14 protein-coding genes are annotated in these 14,486 nt (G+C 70.9%); 8 read left to right on the top strand and 6 right to left on the bottom strand.

Annotated elements, in window-relative coordinates; translation table 11 throughout:
• Window positions 1–47 precede the first annotated feature (47 nt).
• Genes Q0C38_RS10615 through Q0C38_RS10590 form a run of 6 tightly spaced genes read left to right on the top strand, consistent with a single transcriptional unit; the run spans window position 48 to window position 6,214 of the window.
• The gene (locus Q0C38_RS10615) at window positions 48–830 is read left to right on the top strand and encodes a hypothetical protein (protein WP_291297060.1); all 783 of its coding nucleotides are present in this window, start codon (window positions 48–50) and stop codon (window positions 828–830) included.
• Between the two features lie 43 nt (window positions 831–873).
• Window positions 874–2,331 carry a DNA repair protein RadA gene (radA, locus tag Q0C38_RS10610; RefSeq protein WP_291297059.1) on the top strand — a complete coding sequence of 486 codons (1,458 nt, stop codon included), beginning with the start codon at window positions 874–876 and terminating at the stop codon, window positions 2,329–2,331.
• Window positions 2,332–2,371: 40 nt separating this feature from the next.
• Window positions 2,372–3,001, top strand: coding sequence for a CvpA family protein (locus tag Q0C38_RS10605; RefSeq protein ID WP_291297058.1), 630 nt, complete (start codon window positions 2,372–2,374; stop codon window positions 2,999–3,001).
• 39 nt (window positions 3,002–3,040) lie between these two features.
• A complete protein-coding gene (gene purF / locus Q0C38_RS10600) occupies window positions 3,041–4,522 on the top strand; it encodes an amidophosphoribosyltransferase (protein WP_291297057.1) in 1,482 nt (493 codons plus the stop codon).
• Window positions 4,522–5,229 carry an SDR family NAD(P)-dependent oxidoreductase gene (locus Q0C38_RS10595; protein WP_291297056.1) on the top strand — a complete coding sequence of 236 codons (708 nt, stop codon included), beginning with the start codon at window positions 4,522–4,524 and terminating at the stop codon, window positions 5,227–5,229. The genes purF and Q0C38_RS10595 overlap by 1 nt, the downstream gene beginning before the upstream one ends.
• Window positions 5,222–6,214 carry an NAD(P)-dependent oxidoreductase gene (locus tag Q0C38_RS10590; protein WP_291297055.1) on the top strand — a complete coding sequence of 331 codons (993 nt, stop codon included), beginning with the start codon at window positions 5,222–5,224 and terminating at the stop codon, window positions 6,212–6,214. Before Q0C38_RS10595 ends, Q0C38_RS10590 begins: the two co-directional genes overlap by 8 nt.
• Here the strand turns inward: Q0C38_RS10590 and Q0C38_RS10585 are convergent.
• The 6 genes from Q0C38_RS10585 to Q0C38_RS10560 all read right to left on the bottom strand — a co-directional run bounded on the left by Q0C38_RS10585 (window position 6,192) and on the right by Q0C38_RS10560 (window position 13,119).
• Entirely contained in the window at window positions 6,192–7,268 is a 1,077-nt protein-coding gene (locus tag Q0C38_RS10585) for an amino acid ABC transporter permease (RefSeq protein ID WP_291297054.1), read from the bottom strand. The genes Q0C38_RS10590 and Q0C38_RS10585 overlap by 23 nt on opposite strands.
• A gap of 2 nt (window positions 7,269–7,270) precedes the next feature.
• Window positions 7,271–8,446, bottom strand: coding sequence for an amino acid ABC transporter permease (locus Q0C38_RS10580; RefSeq protein ID WP_291297053.1), 1,176 nt, complete (start codon window positions 8,444–8,446; stop codon window positions 7,271–7,273).
• 58 nt (window positions 8,447–8,504) lie between these two features.
• Window positions 8,505–9,536, bottom strand: coding sequence for an amino acid ABC transporter substrate-binding protein (locus tag Q0C38_RS10575; RefSeq protein WP_291297052.1), 1,032 nt, complete (start codon window positions 9,534–9,536; stop codon window positions 8,505–8,507).
• Window positions 9,537–9,673: 137 nt separating this feature from the next.
• Window positions 9,674–11,047, bottom strand: a complete 1,374-nt coding sequence (gene der, locus Q0C38_RS10570) for a ribosome biogenesis GTPase Der (protein WP_291297051.1) — start codon at window positions 11,045–11,047, stop codon at window positions 9,674–9,676.
• 4 nt (window positions 11,048–11,051) lie between these two features.
• The gene (locus tag Q0C38_RS10565) at window positions 11,052–12,392 is read right to left on the bottom strand and encodes a PQQ-binding-like beta-propeller repeat protein (protein ID WP_291297050.1); all 1,341 of its coding nucleotides are present in this window, start codon (window positions 12,390–12,392) and stop codon (window positions 11,052–11,054) included.
• Between the two features lie 4 nt (window positions 12,393–12,396).
• Window positions 12,397–13,119, bottom strand: coding sequence for a tetratricopeptide repeat protein (locus Q0C38_RS10560; protein WP_291297049.1), 723 nt, complete (start codon window positions 13,117–13,119; stop codon window positions 12,397–12,399).
• A gap of 109 nt (window positions 13,120–13,228) precedes the next feature.
• Between Q0C38_RS10560 and Q0C38_RS10555 the strand changes: the two genes are divergently transcribed.
• Window positions 13,229–13,639: a hypothetical protein gene (locus Q0C38_RS10555; RefSeq protein WP_291297048.1), complete on the top strand. Its 411-nt coding sequence runs from the start codon at window positions 13,229–13,231 to the stop codon at window positions 13,637–13,639.
• A gap of 187 nt (window positions 13,640–13,826) precedes the next feature.
• Window positions 13,827–14,486, top strand: a 660-nt coding sequence (locus Q0C38_RS10550; protein ID WP_291297047.1) for a nicotinate-nucleotide adenylyltransferase, incomplete at its 3' end; no start/stop codon positions are given.

The following is a 14,486-nucleotide window of genomic DNA, read 5'->3' as shown; positions in this document are numbered from 1 at the left end:
TTCCCTGCGCTACGGTTGCGCGGGTCGACCCGAGAACGAGGCGCGCCATGGCATACTCGGAAGTTGCAGGCCACGCGTTCGAAGAGGCGCGGAAGTTCTACACAGGCGGGAAGAAGCGCGCCGACTGGGTGGGCGCCTCCGAGGACAAGAACCCCGGTCCCGCCAAGTCGGTGAACAAGATCGTGCTCGATAAGGACCATGCCCACATCGACACGATGATCGCGTCAGCTGACGAGACCGGGCGCGATGCGGTGTTCGAACTGCGACGCACGATCGCCGGGCAGGCGTTCCTTCGATCCTTCGAAGCGGAAGCCCTTGGCGACAGCCCGATCAAGTATGGCGAGGAGCTGATCCGCCTGGCCGTTGGCGCCGGCAATTGCGGTGAACTCGCGTCCGTCGCCGCCTTCGCGGCCTGGGAGAAACTTGGGCGACCGACGCCCGTTTCCGATATCGCGGTTGCAAGCCTCGCACCGCCTGGTGACCATGGCTGGGCCGTCATCGGCCCACCTGCCGCCGTCGCCGCGCTCGAAGGCAGGACGATCGCCTCGCTCAAGGACACCGTGCATGATGCCGGGCCGGTCTATGCGGTCGATGCCTGGACCAACCTCTGCTGTCCGATGGGGAAGTTCCACGACCTGCTGCATTCCAGGACGCAGAAATGGATGACCGGTGGCAAGCGCATCAGCTGGAAGGGCAAGGCCTGGAGGCAGAACGCGGAAGGCGATGACGTCGCAGCGAAGAAGGGCTGGTATCCCCCGGTCGGCGATTATTTCGACTGTTTCGTGACCTCGCCGATCACAGTGCGACTGGGCTTGGCCAGGTACACCTGATCCGCCCTTCCGCGACCACGGGCGCGGCGCCTATCGTCGGCCGATGGCACGTCCCTCCGCCCGCTATGTCTGCCAGTCCTGCGGCGCCGTGACGCCGAAATGGGCCGGCAAGTGCGAATCCTGCAACGCCTGGAACAGCATCGTCGAGGAGACGGTCGAGGCACGCCCAGGGCCGATCGCCAAGGCAGGCGTCGGCGGAAGGCGCGTCGCCTTCGTGCCGCTGAAGGGCGAGAGCACGCCGCCGCCGCGCGTGCCCTTCGGCATCCCGGAGTTCGACCGCGTGCTCGGCGGCGGGCTGGTCGCTGCCTCCGTCATCCTGGTCGGCGGCGATCCCGGCATCGGCAAGAGCACCATCCTGCTCCAGGCCGCCGCGAAGCTCGCCATGGGAGGCTTGCGCGTCCTCTACATCTCCGGCGAGGAGGCGATCGAGCAGGTGCGGCTTCGCGCGCTGCGCCTCGGGTTGGCGGACGCGCCGCTCGGCCTCGCCGCCGCGACGGCACTGCGCGACATCGTCGCCTCGCTGGAAGCCGAGCGTGACGTCGCACTCGTGGTGATCGATTCGATCCAGACGATGTGGCTGGATACGCTCGACAGCGCCCCCGGCACGGTCGCGCAGGTGCGCGCCTGCGCGGCAGAGCTCATCCGCCTCGCCAAGTCGCGCGGCTTCGCGCTCGTGCTTGTCGGCCACGTCACCAAGGAAGGGGCGCTCGCCGGCCCCCGCGTGCTCGAGCACATGGTCGATGCCGTCCTCTACTTCGAGGGTGAGCGCGGGCACGCCTTCCGCATCCTGCGCGGCGTGAAGAACCGCTTCGGCGCGACCGACGAGATCGGCGTGTTCGAGATGACCGAGCGCGGGCTGATCGAGGTCGCCAATCCCTCCGCCCTGTTCCTGGCCGAGCGTCGGGGGAACGTCTCCGGCTCCGCCGTGTTCGCGGGGGTGGAGGGAACGCGGCCCGTGCTGGTCGAGGTGCAGGCGCTGCTCTCGCCAAGCCCGGGCGGAAGCCCGCGCCGGGCGGTGATCGGCTGGGACTCGGGCAGGCTTTCCATGCTGCTGGCCGTGCTCGAAACCCGCTGCGGCCTCTCGCTCGCGGGAGCCGACGTCTACCTCAACGTCGCCGGGGGCTTGCGCATCACCGAGCCCGCCGCTGATCTCGCGGTCGCCGCAGCCCTTGCCTCCGCCGCGACCGACCGGCCGACCGATGCCGCGATGGTGTTCTTCGGCGAGGTCGGGCTCTCGGGCGAGGTGCGGATGGTGGCGCAGGCCGAGGCGCGGTTGAAGGAGGCCGCCAAGCTCGGCTTCACCGCGGCCGCCCTGCCGCGCCGGCCTGCCTCGCGCGGCAAGGGGCTCGCCATCCCCGACGGGCTCGCCGCCTGGGAGGTCGGCCACCTCGCCGACCTCGTGACGCGGATCGCTGGCGAAACCGTGCGGCGCAGCAAGCCCGCCCTTCCTGCCGGGGCCATGGCGCCCAGCCCCATGGCGCAGGGGGGGCGGGCAGGGTAGAAGGCGGCGACCTTCTCCGTCCGGGGGGACCGGGACTGCCGTGACCAACAGCCTCTGGCTTGACCTCGCCGTGCTTGGCGTTGTGCTGATCTCTGGCCTGCTTGCGATGCTGCGGGGCTTCGTGCGCGAGGTGCTCGGCATCGGCGCGTGGATCGGGGCCGCCATCGCCGCCCTCGCCCTGTACCAGCTTGGTGCGCCCTACCTGCATGCCTGGCTTGACCCGGGGCTGGTCTCGAACCTGGCGGCCGGCGGGGCCATCTTCCTTGTCGTCCTGATCCTGCTGTCGATCGTCGCGCGGCTGTTGGCTGACCGCGTGCAGGACAGTGCGGCGGGTAGCATCGACCGGACGCTCGGCCTGCTGTTCGGCCTCGTGCGGGGTGCCGTGCTCGTGTGTTTCGCTTATATTGCGCTCGCGTTCCTGGCAGGGGACAAGGCGCGGTGGCCCGATTGGCTTCGCGAGGCACAGAGCGTGCGCTTCGCCGAGCCTGGCGCTGCGTGGATCGTCGCACGGCTGCCGCCCGGGCTTCTGCCGGCCCCGCCCGCGCAGGGGCAGCGCCCACCGGTCGACCAGCTGCTCCGCCCGGCGCCAGCGCGCCCGGCGGAGCGGAGCGAAGGCTACAGGCCCGAGGAGCGACGGGACCTGGACAGGTTGCTGAACACCACCCGCTGAGGTGGGCCGCTGAGGCGGGAGGCTGGGAAGGGGTGGCTGATGGCGATGCGTCCTGACCACGAGTTCGAGCACCCTGACGGCGACCATCCGCACGAGGAATGCGGCGTCTTCGGTGTCTGGACGGCGACCGACGCCGCGGCGGTCACGGCGCTTGGGCTGCACGCGCTCCAGCATCGCGGGCAGGAGGCGGCCGGCATCGTCAGCTTCGATGGCGAGCGGTTCTTCAACCATCGTGGCCTCGGCCTCGTCGGCGACAATTTCTCCGATGCGCGTGTGATCGCCTCGCTGCCCGGCCGTGCCGCGATCGGGCACAACCGCTATGCGACGACAGGCGACACGGTGCTGCGCAACGTCCAGCCGCTCTACGCCGATTTCGAGTTCGGCGGGCTCGCGGTCGGGCATAACGGCAACCTCACCAACGCCACCCAGCTTCGCCGCGCCCTGGTGCGCCGCGGCTGCCTGTTCCAGTCGACGACCGACAGCGAGGTGTTCGTCCACCTCATCGCCATCAGCCTCTACTCGACCGTGGTGGATCGGCTGATCGACGCGCTGAAGCAGGTGCAGGGCGCCTACAGCCTGGTTGCACTGACGGCCGAGGCGCTGATCGGCGTGCGCGATCCGTTCGGCGTTCGCCCGCTGATCCTCGGCCGGCTGCCGACGCCGGCGAAGGATGGCGGCTGGGTGCTTGCGTCGGAGACCTGCGCGCTCGACATCGTCGGCGCCGAGTTCGTGCGCGATGTCGAGCCTGGCGAGATCGTGGTGATCGACGACAGCGGCGTGCGCAGCATCAAGCCCTGGGCGAAGCAACCCTCGCGCTTCTGCATCTTCGAGTACATCTACTTCGCCCGCCCCGACAGCGTGGTCGAGGGAACGCCGGTGTACGACGTAAGGAAGCGCATCGGCGCGGAGCTTGCCCGCGAGAGCCACCCTGCGGCCGATGTCGTGGTGCCCGTGCCCGACAGCGGCGTGCCGGCGGCGATCGGCTACGCGGCGGAAGCGGGGCTGCCGTTCGAGCTCGGCATCATCCGCAACCATTACGTCGGCCGAACCTTCATCGAGCCGACCGACAGCATCCGCAACCTCGGCGTGAAGCTGAAGCACAGCGCCAACCGCGCGCTGATCGAGGGCAAGCGCGTCGTTCTGGTTGATGACTCGATCGTGCGCGGCACCACGAGCCGCAAGATCGTCGAGATGGTGCGCGCGGCCGGTGCGGCGGAGGTGCACATGCGCATCTCCTCGCCGCCGACGACGCATTCCTGCTTCTACGGCATCGACACACCGGAGCGCGACAAGCTGTTGGCCGCGCGCAACGACGTCGCTGCGATGGCGCGGATCATCGGGGTGGACAGCCTCGCCTTCATCTCGATCGACGGGCTCTACCGCGCCGTCGGCGCCGAGGGACGCAACCCGGATCGCCCGCAATACTGCGATGCCTGCTTCACCGGCGAATACCCGATCCCGTTGACCGACTTCGCCTCCCCCACCAACGACCGCCAGCTCTCGCTGCTCGCCGAAGGATGATGGGCAAGGAGCTGACGGGGCGCGTGGCGCTCGTCACGGGCGCCTCGCGCGGCCTTGGTGCTGCGATCGCCATCGCGCTCGGGGCCGCAGGCGCGCAGGTCGTCGCCACGGGCCGCAACGCCGGCGGGCTCGAGGAGACCGACGATGCGATCCGCGCCGCGGGCGGCCTGCCTGCGAGCCTCGTGCCGCTCGACCTCAAGAAGGGCGATGACGTCGACATGCTGGGGCCGACGATCGCGCAGCGCTTCGGGCGGCTCGACATCGTCATCGGCAATGCCGGCGTGCTTGGCCGCCTCGGGCCGATCACCCACCTGCCGGCGAAGGACTGGGCGGACGTGCTGGCGGTGAACCTCACCGCCAACTGGCACCTGATGCGCACGACCGAACCCCTGCTGCGCGCCTCCGATGCCGGCCGCGCGGTATTCGTCACCTCGGGCCGCGCGGCACGGCCGAAGGCCTATTGGGGGCCGTATGGCGCGTCGAAGGCCGCACTCGAGCATCTCGTCGTCACCTGGGCGCAGGAACTCGCGACCTCGCCAGCCAAGGCCAACGTGTTCGACCCCGGAATCGTGCGCACCCGCATGCGCGCCGCCGCCATGCCTGGCGAGGACCCCATGACCGTGCCGACGCCGGCCGAGGTGGCGGCGAAGCTGTTTCCCCTCTGCCTGCCGTCGGAGATGCGGACCGGGGAGATCATCGGTGTCTGATGTCACGCTGATCACCGGCGCCTGCGGCTTCGTGGGACTTGCCGTGACAGAGGCGCTGCTCGCGCGCGGCGGCACCGTGGTGGCGTTCGACCGCGCCGCCGTGCCGGCGGATGCCACCGCGCGCTTCGCGGCGTTGCCTGGGCGGATCGTTCCTGTGCAGGGCGATATCCGTTCCGAGTCCGATCTCATCTCCGGCTTCGCTGCTGCACCCGTCACGCGCGTGCTGCATGCGGCCGTGATTACGGCTGGGCCCGCGCGCGAGAAGACCGATGCCGAGACCATCGTCGCGGTGAACCTGCAGGGCGCGCTCGCGGTGCAGCGCGCGGCCCTGGCGCATGGCATCGCGCGCTTCGTCTATCCCTCCTCCGTCGCGGTGTACGGCCAGCAGCCGGAGGGTGCGCCCCCGTTCACCGAGGATGGCACCTGGCCGCGGCCGGTGATGCTCTACGGCATCACCAAGCTCGCCGCCGAACAGGCGCTCGCGCGGCTTGCCCTCGTCAACGGCCTTTCCTTTGCCGCAGCACGCCTCGGCTCGGTGTTCGGGCCGTGGGAGCGCGACACGGGACTGCGCGACACGCTCTCGCCGCACCACGCGGCGCTCGTCGCCGCCGTGGCGGGGCGCGAGGCGGTGCTGAATACGCCGACGCGCGGCGACCACATCTATGTGCGCGACGTCGCGGCCGGGCTGATCGGCCTGCTCGACGCGCCCGCGCTCTCACACGCCGTGTTCAACCTCGGCAGCGGTGTCGCGACCAGCGCAGCCGATTTCTGCGAAGCCCTTGCCGCCGTGAAGCCCGGGTTCCGCTGGCGCGTCGCTGCCCAAGGCGAGGCGGCGAACGTCATCACCCACGTCCCGTTCAGCCGCCCCGCCCTCGACATCTCACGGCTGGCGGGCGCGACAGGCTACGCCCCGCGCTTCGATCTCGCGGCGGCGGCGGCGGATGCGCTCGCCTTCTACGGGCTCAGCGCGCCCCTTCGGGCTTGAACGACTTCTCGAGCCGCATCGAGTAGCGGCTCATCGTGAAGCAGAGCACGAAGTAGACGAACGCCGCGTAGAGATAGGCCTCCGTCGGGAAGCCGAGCCATTGCGGGTCGCCGAGGGCGGCGCGCAGCGTGGTGAAGAAGTCGAACACGCCGATCACCACGACCAGGGTCGTGTCCTTGAACAGGCCGATGAAGGTGTTGACCTGCGCCGGGATGGTGATGGTCAGCGCCTGCGGCAGGATCACGAGCCGCATCCGCTGCCCGTAGGACAGGCCGATCGCCTCCGCCGCCTCGTACTGCCCGCGCGGCATCGCCTGCAGCCCGCCGCGGATCACCTCCGCCATGTAGGCGGCCGAGAAGATCGTGTAGGCGAGGATGATCCTGACCAGCCGATCAAGCGACACGCCCTGCGGCAGGAACAGCGGCAGCATGATCGCTGCCATGAACAGCAGGCTGATCAGCGGCACGCCGCGCACCACCTCGATCAGCGCCGTCGAGAACCAGCGCACCAACGGCAGGTCGCTCCGCCGGCCGAGTGCGAGCAGGATCGCAAGCGGATAGCCGGTGGCGAGCCCGAACACCGCGATCAGCCCCGACACCGCCATGCCACCCCAGAGCCTGGTCGCGACCGGGGTGAGGCCGAGCACGCCGCCGGCCATCAGCAGGAGCATCGCCGGTGCGGCGACCGCCCACGCGATCAGCAGGTTGCGGTTCCAGAACTGCCGGAAGGTGCTCACGACCACCAGGGCCACGAGCATCACCAGCATGAGGGCGGGCCGCCACCGCTCCTCGTACGGGTAGAGGCCGAACACCGAGAACCAGAACTTCTCCCGGATGAAGGCCCAGCAGGCGCCGCCCGCGGCGCGGCACGCCTGCGCGTTGCCAGAGAACGTCGCGTCGATGACCGCCCACTGCACGAAGGGCGGCACCGCCCAGGCGAGCAGCGCGATCACCGCGACCGTGATGCCGATGTTGACCGGCCCGGAGACGCAGGCGCGCGCAAAGCCCGCGGCGCGCACGGCGAAGGAGGGCAGCGCGGGGGCGATCCTGTCCATCCTCACCGCTCCCTGAGCGCGACGGAGCGGTTGTAGGCGTTCATCCCCGCCGAGGTGACGAGGCTGATCAGCAGGTAGACCGTCATGAAGATGGTGATGACCTCGACCGCCTGGCCCGTCTGGTTGATCGAGGTGTTGGCGATCGAGACGAGGTCGGGGTAGCCGATGACGACGGCGAGCGAGGAGTTCTTGGTCAGGTTCAGGTACTGCGAGGTCTGCGGCGGGATGATCACGCGCAGCGCCTGCGGCAGGATGACGAGGCGCATGATCCGCCCCGGCCCGAGGCCGAGCGCGTGCGCCGCCTCCCACTGGCCCTTCGCCACGCTCTGGATGCCGCCGCGCACGATCTCGGCCACGAAGGCGGAGGTGTAGACGGTGAGGCCGACGAGCAGCGCCACGAACTCGGGCGACATCGTCAGCCCGCCCTGGAAGTTGAAGCCCCTGAGCTCCGGCCACTCGATGGCGATGCCGCCGAGGGCGGCGGTGACGGCGCCCGGCAGCACGATGACGAGGCCGAGGCCCTTGGCGAGGGTCGAGCGCCGCTCGCCGGTCGCTGCCTGGCGGGCGCGCTCATGCCGGACCAGCATGATCCAGCCGACGATGCCGGCGGCGAGGGTGGCGAGCATGACCCAGAACGTCGTGTCGACGATCAGCCCGGGAATCTTCATGCCGCGCTGGCTCAGGAACACCCCGGGCAGCGGGCTCAGCGCCTGGCGCACCGGCGGCATCTGCAGCACGATCGCATGCCAGAACACGAGCTGCAGCACGAGCGGGGTGTTGCGGATGACCTCGATGTAGCCGCCGACGAGCACGCGCAGCAGCGGGTTCGACGAGAGCCGCGCGACGCCGAGCAGCACGCCGAGGATGGTGCAGAGGATGCAGCCGACGATCGCGACGCGCAGCGTGTTCAGGAGGCCGACGAACAGCGCCCGTGCATAGGTGTTGGCGGGCGTGTAGGCGACCATCGCCTCGCCGATCGGAATGCCGGCGGGCCGGTCGAGGAAGCCGAAGCCGAACTGCAGGCCGCGCGCGGCCATGTTGGTCTGGGCGTTGCCGACGATCGACCAGCCGAGCCAGACGACGAAGAGGAGGAGCCCACCCTGGATCAGCACCCCGCGCGACAGCAGGCGCTCCTGCAGGGCGGGGGGGGCGGCGGAGCGTGCGGTGAGGGTGGTCATGCCAGGGCGGACAAGCAAACGGGGGGCCGCGCCGCGGCCCCCCGTCCAGCCGTGCCGGTCAGCGCGCCGGCGGAGCGTAGAGCAGCCCGCCGCGCGTCCAGATGGCGTTCTGGCCGCGCTCGAGGGCGAGCGGCGTGTTCACGCCGATGTGGCGCTCGAAGATCTCGCCGTAGTTGCCGAAGCTGCGGATGATGGTGCGGGCATAGTCGCCGCGCGCCGCACCGATGCTCTCGCCCATGTTGCCCTCGACGCCGAGGAGGCGACGGATGCGCGGGTCGGTCGACGAGCCGGCGAGCTGCTCAACATTCGCCTGGGTGATGCCCATTTCCTCGGCATCGATCAGGGCGAAGACGGTCCAGGCCACCAGGTTGGTCAGCTCCTCGTCGCCCTGGCGGATCGTGACGGCGAGCGGCTCCTTGGAGAGGCGCTCGGGCAGGATCACGTGGTCGGCGGGGCGGGTGAGCAGCGTGCGCTGGGCGGCGAGTGCGGCGAAGTCGTTGGTGAACACGTCGCAGCGGCCGCTGTCATAGGCGCGGCGGAGCTCGTCGAGATCGGCGATCACCACCGGCGTGAAGCGCAGGTTGTTGGCACGGAAGAAGTCGGCGATGTTCAGCTCGGTCGTGGTGCCGGGCTGCACGCACACCGTCGCGCCGTCGAGCTGGCGCGCGCTCGCGACGTTCAGGCGCCGGGGGATCATGATCGCCTGGCCGTCGTAGAATACGATGGCCGGGAAGTTGAAGCGGTTCACGTTGGTGTCGCGCGTCAGCGTCCAGGTCGTGTTGTTGGACAGCACGTCCACCTCGCCGGCCGAGAGAGCCGGGAAGCGGCTCTGCGTCGTCACCGGCACGAACTCGACCTTCGCGGGATCGTTGAAGATCGTGATCGCGATCGCGCGGCAGATCTCGACGTTGAAGCCGCCCCAGCGGCCCTGGCTGTCCGGCACGCCGAAGCCGGGGTTCGACGGGCCCTGCACGCCGCAGCGGACCGTGCCACGCTGCTTGATCTGATCGAGGTCGCGGCCGGCCAGGGCCGGCTCAGCCGAAAGCACGAACGTCGCCGCGGCTGCGGCGACGATGGAAAGAACCTTCACGACAAGCCTCCAATTCCCAGATTGCCACCCTGCCCGCTTGGCGCGGGCTTCGAGATCGAGGGCAGATGCTCTCGGCGTCGTGAGGTTTCAAGCCCCCCGATCCCATCGCGCATCGCCGGCGATGCGGGTGGCAGGGCTCAGCCGCCGCCGTCGCCGTCGGCGTAGGGGTTCTTGGTGCCGCGCAGGTTCAGCCGGATCGGCACGCCCTGGAGGTCGAAATCGTCGCGGATCGAGTTCAGCAGGTACCGCGCGTACCCATCGGGCAGTTGCTCGCTGCGCGTCCCGAAGATCACGAAGGTCGGCGGCCGTGCCTTGGCCTGGGTGATGTAGCGCAGCTTGAGGCGTCGCCCCTCGACCAGGGGCGGGGGGTGGCGCGTGGTGGCCCCCTCGAACCAGCGGTTCAGCGCGCCCGTCGCGATCCGGGTGTTCCACGCCGCGTAGGTCTTCCACACCGCCGGCATCAGCTTCTCGACGCCCATGCCCGAGAGGGCGGAGAGCGTCACGATCGGAATGCCTTTGAGCTGGGCGAGCGAGGTCTGCAGCCGGTCGGTCAGCACGCGCCTTGCGGCATCACGTTCCTTGGCCGGAACGAGGTCCCACTTGTTGAGCGCGAGCACGATGGCACGCCCCTCGCGTTCGGCCAGCGTCGCGATCGACAGGTCCTGCCCCTCCATCGGGGCGAGCGCATCGAGCACGAGGACGACGATCTCGGCCTCCTTCAGCGCCTGGACCGTCTCGCCGGTCGACATCTTCTCGAGGCTGTCGACCACCCGCGCGCGCTTGCGCAACCCCGCCGTGTCGACCAGCCGCACGAGCCGTCCCTCGGCATCGCGCCAGGGGGTCGCGATGGAATCGCGGGTGATGCCCGGCTCCGGCCCCGTCAACATCCGCTCCTCGCCGAGCAGGCGGTTCACGAGGGTGGACTTGCCCGCGTTGGGCCGGCCGATGATGGCGAGCCTGAGCGGCCGTTCGGTTCCCGCCTCGCCCTCCGTCTCGGCCTCGTCGGTCTCGGGCGCTGGGCCGAGGGCGGCTTCCACCGCCTCGTGCAGGTCACCGAACCCCTCGCCATGCTCTGCCGAGACGGGGATCGGGTCGCCGAGGCCGAGGGAGAACGCATCCGACACGCCGCCAGCCCCGCCCTTTCCCTCCGCCTTGTTGACGACGAGGATCACGGGCCTGCCCTTCCGCCGCAGCCAGGCGGCGAAATGCTCGTCCGATGGCGTGAGGCCGGCGCGGCCATCGATCACGAACAGAACGAGGTCGGCGAGGTCGACGGCGCGCTCGCTGCCCGTCGTCATCCGCGCGGCGATCGTGTCGGGCGGCGCCTCCTCGAGGCCGGCGGTATCGATCAGCGTCACGTCGCGGCTGCCGATGACGGCGGGCGCCTCCTTGCGGTCGCGCGTCACGCCGGGCTTGTCGTGCACGATCGCGAGGCGGCGGCGGGCCAGCCTGTTGAACAGCGTCGACTTGCCGACATTGGGCCGGCCGACGATGACGATGGTGGGCGTCATCGGCTCAGCGAAGCGCCACGATGGTCGCATCGTCGGTCAGCACCAGCAGCGTGCCGGCGGCGACGATCGGAGGCACGCTCACGCCATCGGGCAGGCGCTGGCGGCCGATGATCTCGCCCGTGTAGGGCGAGACGGCGATCGCCTGGCCGAGCGATCCGGCAGCGACCAGGCGGTCGCCGATCAGCACGGGGCCGGTCCAGAGGATCTGGTCGCGGCGGCGCTGCTCGTCGCGGAAGCGGGGCAGCGGCGTCACCCAGCGCGCGCGTCCATCGGCCCGGCTGAGGCAGACGATGTCCTCGGCCGCGCTGATCATGAACACCCAGTCGCCGGCCACCCACGGGCTTTCGCGGCCAGCGAGCTCACGCTCCCAGATCCGCCTGCCCGAGCGCATGTCGAGCGCCATCGTCACCGCGCCCGCACCGGTGACGATGCCGCGGCCACGGTCGATCGCCGGCCTGCCGCGCACCGCGGCGAGATCGGCGATCGATGGCCTGCCGCGCCCGCCTGCGAGCGCCTCCGCCCAGGCGATGCGGCCGGTGTCGAGCCTGATCGCCACCACGTCGCCATTGCCGAAACCGGCGAGAACGAGGCCCTGGTCGACGGCGGGCGCGGGGGCGGCAAGCAGCGTGGTTGCCTCCGACGGCCCGCGATACTGCCATCCCTGCGTGCCGTCCTCGGGCGACAGCGCCAGCACCTGGCCCTCGATGCAGAGGACGATGACGCGGTTCTCCGCCACCGTGATCGCGCCGCGCGAGGGCCCGGGCAGCGCCTTCCGCCACAGCACCGCCCCGGTGCCGACATCGAGGGCGACCACCTCCGCCATGCCGGTCGCGACATAGACGCGCCTGCCATCGGTCGCGACCCCGGCGCCGAGCAGGGGGCCGGAGGCGTTCTCGGGCCGCGCGCTGGTGCGCCAGATGGTTGCGCCGCTGGCGAGGTCGAGCGCGGTGACGCGGGCATCGGCATCGGCGACGTAGACGCGGCCGTCCATGGCAACGGGTGGGGCCATCAGCCGCCGGCGCGAGGTCGCACCGGCGCCGATCCCCGTGCGCCACACCACCGAAAGCTGGTCGGCTGCCTCGAGGTGCCCCATCACGTTCGAAGCACTGCCGCCTGCCACCGGCCAGTCGGCGTTGCGGGCCGGCGGCGGCAGGGCGATCTCCACATTGGCGATGGAGGGGTCGGCCTCGAGTGCCGTCTCGCCCGGCAGCACGGAGCGCCGCTCGCCGGGCAGGGGCTTCTTGCTCTCGCCGAAGATGCCATCCCAGACGGAGCAGCCGCCCAGGGAGAGGGGCAGCATCGTGAGCGCGAGGCGGCGCGAGGGGCTGCGCGGGATTCCGGCCATCCCGCTAGCTTCCCGCCGGCGCCGGGCTGCCAAGGGCGCCCAGCGTCTCCGCCGCGCGGCTGCGCAACGCGTTCGGGGCGTCCTCCGCGGCCGCAAGGCCGCGCAGGATGGTGATCGCCCTCTCGCGTTCGCCCTGCTTCACCGCGATCGCGGCCAGCAGCTCGCGCGCGGAGTAGCGGAAGGCCCCGTCGGGCCGGTCGAGCGGCACGAGGCGGGCGGTCATCGCCGCCGCGTCGCCGACATCGATGCTGTGCAGCACCGAGAGCAGCACGGCGAGGTCACGGTAGGGCGAGGGCGTCGCTGCATCGGCGGCGATCCCCTCCCACAGCCTGATGGCGGCCTCGCGCTCGCCGGCGCGGGCGCGGAGGCCCGCCTCCTGCATCCGCGCGAGCAGCCGATAGCCGCCTGGGCCCGACGAGGCGAGCGGGGCGAGGCCGGCGAGGGCGCCCTCGGTGTCGTTCGCCTCGGCCGCGCGCGTGGCGGCAAGGAAGCGGTCCGCCGCCGCTGCTGCCTCGCGGGCCTCATACCAGCGCCAGCCCTGGAAGGCGCCGGTGCCGAGAACGATTGCCACCACCAGCGTGGTCGCGATCCATCCGTATCGGTCCCACAGGCGCTTCGCCTTCTCGCGGCGAAGGTCCTCCTCGACCTCGGTGAAGATGTCGGTCAACGCGCTCCTCCGGGCTGCCGCGATCGAGCCTGCCGTCCGCCGGCAGTCCCAGACCGTCATGCCCTGTCTGAAAGGGGGCGGAGAATAGCGATGGCGGCCACCCCGTGCAAACAACGGGAAGGAGGCGGCCTTCACGCTTCCTTAGGCGAGGGGCGGGGTATGCTGCGCCATGGCTCGCACCACCCCGAAGCGGCTTTCCCTTGCGCTCGCCCTCGCCGGCATGGCGGGGGGGCTGGCCGCGTGCTCGCCGCCGTTCGCCAACGAGAAGATCTGGGGAACGCCGGTGCCCGTCGCGATGGCCGGCGCCTCGATCGGTTCGCTCGTCGTGTTCGAGCGGGGGCTGTTCGACGTCGCCTACTCCCTCGTCACGGGCAAGGACTGCTCGATCGTCCATGTCGAGCGGCGGGGCGAGTATTGCCGCACCGACCCCGCGGAACAGCCGACGCCGTTCTGCACCCGCAGCCTCGCAGACGTCGATTGCTGGACGGTGACCAACCCCTATGGCGGGCAGCAGCCCGTGGCCGACAGGGCGCCCCGGATCGAGCGGCAGGCGAGGCCCTGGTCGCTCTCCCCGTTCTGAACTGGCCGCAGACGCGGATCCGACGAAACCGAAGCCGGTTCCATCGGGTCGGGTGCTGCTCTAGGGTGCGCCGGCAAATTGTGGAGTGCTACCCATCCCGAGCCGCGTGACGACACGACCGAAGCCAACGCCGCCTCCCGCCGCCAAGGCGGTTGCACAGCCCGCGGCCATGGCGGCTGCAACCCCCGTGGCCAAGACCGTTCCGCGTGTCGCCCGCCTCCCGACCTGGGGCGACGGCCGGCGCGGGACGATCGGCATCCTCGGTGGCTCGTTCAACCCGGGCCATGAGGGCCACCGCCACATCGCGCTCGCCGCGCTGAAGCGGCTCGGCCTCTCGGCCGTGTGGCTGATGGTGAGCCCGGGCAACCCGTTGAAATCGGCCAACGGCATGGGCGCGTTCCTGGACCGGCTCGCCTCCGCCGCGGTGATCGCCGATGGCAACCCCCGCATCGTGCCGACCGACATCGAGGCGCGCATCGGCACCCGCTACACCCGCCAGACGCTGGCCGTGCTGCAGCGGCGCTTCCGCTATGCGCGACTCGTCTGGCTGATGGGCGCCGACAACCAGGTTCAGATCCCCCGCTGGCAGGGCTGGACGCGCATCTTCGGCATGGTGCCCGTGGTGGTGTTCCCACGCCCTGGGTGGACGCGGCCTGCACTGTCCGGCCGGGCGACGCGGCGGATGGCAGAGTTCCGCGTGCCCGCCTCCGCCGCCCGCGCGGTTCCCTACCTCACCCCGCCGGCCTGGGTGTTCCTGCCCGGGCGCGAGCACCCGGCTTCCGCCACGATGATCCGCGCGGCGGAAGCAGCCGCGCGCGGCGACGCGCCGGCCGAGGCGGCCGCGCCG

Origin of the sequence: Elioraea sp., from assembly GCF_022842375.1 — a bacterium.
Lineage (GTDB): Bacteria > Pseudomonadota > Alphaproteobacteria > Acetobacterales > Acetobacteraceae > Elioraea_A.
The sequence above is the reverse complement of the archived record's forward strand: the minus strand, read 5'-3'. Positions and strand labels throughout refer to the sequence as shown.

Bases quoted from the DNA above. Each gene is read 5' to 3' on its own strand.
- Q0C38_RS10595 (WP_291297056.1), top strand. From the start codon at position 4,522: ATGGGCAAGGAGCTGACGGGGCGCGTGGCGCTCGTCACGGGCGCCTCG.
- purF (WP_291297057.1), top strand. From the start codon at position 3,041: ATGGCGATGCGTCCTGACCACGAGTTCGAGCACCCTGACGGCGACCAT.
- Q0C38_RS10615 (WP_291297060.1), top strand. From the start codon at position 48: ATGGCATACTCGGAAGTTGCAGGCCACGCGTTCGAAGAGGCGCGGAAG.
- Q0C38_RS10555 (WP_291297048.1), top strand. From the start codon at position 13,229: ATGGCTCGCACCACCCCGAAGCGGCTTTCCCTTGCGCTCGCCCTCGCC.
- radA (WP_291297059.1), top strand. From the start codon at position 874: ATGGCACGTCCCTCCGCCCGCTATGTCTGCCAGTCCTGCGGCGCCGTG.
- Q0C38_RS10565 (WP_291297050.1), bottom strand. From the start codon at position 12,392: ATGGCCGGAATCCCGCGCAGCCCCTCGCGCCGCCTCGCGCTCACGATG.
- der (WP_291297051.1), bottom strand. From the start codon at position 11,047: ATGACGCCCACCATCGTCATCGTCGGCCGGCCCAATGTCGGCAAGTCG.
- Q0C38_RS10585 (WP_291297054.1), bottom strand. From the start codon at position 7,268: ATGGACAGGATCGCCCCCGCGCTGCCCTCCTTCGCCGTGCGCGCCGCG.
- Q0C38_RS10560 (WP_291297049.1), bottom strand. From the start codon at position 13,119: ATGACGGTCTGGGACTGCCGGCGGACGGCAGGCTCGATCGCGGCAGCC.
- Q0C38_RS10580 (WP_291297053.1), bottom strand. From the start codon at position 8,446: ATGACCACCCTCACCGCACGCTCCGCCGCCCCCCCCGCCCTGCAGGAG.